This is a genomic window from Paenibacillus planticolens, assembly GCF_013141725.1.
Taxonomy (GTDB): Bacteria; Bacillota; Bacilli; order Paenibacillales; family NBRC-103111; genus Paenibacillus_E; species Paenibacillus_E planticolens.
This window is the reverse complement of sequence record NZ_WHNZ01000060.1, coordinates 1-860: the sequence shown is the minus strand read 5'-3', so window position 1 is coordinate 860 and position 860 is coordinate 1. Positions and strand designations below refer to the sequence as shown.

At 45.8% G+C, this 860-nt stretch carries 1 pseudogene; it reads right to left on the bottom strand.

Annotation, left to right across the window (positions count from 1 at the left end):
* Positions 1-860 (bottom strand): annotated as a pseudogene (locus GC097_RS35475) (S-layer homology domain-containing protein); the annotation flags it as partial.

The following is an 860-nucleotide window of genomic DNA, read 5'->3' as shown; positions in this document are numbered from 1 at the left end:
TGCTCGTATGGTGTAATAACTGGGTTGATGTTGCTTGCGTTGATTTCACCATTCGTGAATTGACCCTCAACGATTGGGTTACCATATTGGTCAAACATGTTGAGTCCGATGGAAGCTGTTTCGTCAGCAGCAGCCAATTTCGTACCGCCATTGGAGTACGTTACATTCCCAGTTTCAATTTTGCTCAAAATCGGCACTGTACCGACTTTGAAGTTTTTGGATACCGTTACGTCACTGTTGTTGAAGTAAACTGTTACTGGAACGATACCATTGCCTTGGGAAATACCAGAGCCCGTCACGTCAGCTGTGATGACGAGGTTGCCATCCGCATCTTTCTTGAAGCTTGCTGGCGCTTGGCCGGATACGAGCGCTGTGAAGCTGGATGTGCCCATCGATACGGCTTCTCCGTATTGGTTGACAGCTTTCAGCTTGATAACCGCATTTTTGCTGTATGCTACGGTGTCGCCAGCGTTTACGAAGTCAATTTTAGTCACTTGCTCATCTTGCGCCTTGAATGTTGCTGTTGTTTTATCTACGGTTGCTGCATCAAGACCGGATACAGTCGCTGTATACTCGCCTTCACCAATTCTTGTATCTGTTGTTAGTGTTGCTACTTTTTTATCCTCAGACCATGTTGTTGTTGCGGAAACAGTTTGTGTTCCTTTTGTCAAAGCCACTGTTGCTTTTGCTGTGTCTACCGGTTTGTTAAAGGTAACTGTTGCTTTATATACGCCCGTTGCTTTCGCTTCTGTTACAGAAACTTTACCAGCCGGTACATATTGTTGTTTCGCTTCATAAGCGCCTGTCAAAAGCAAATCGCGAGTTGCGTTAGCCGTACCGCCGAATGTACCATCTTCACC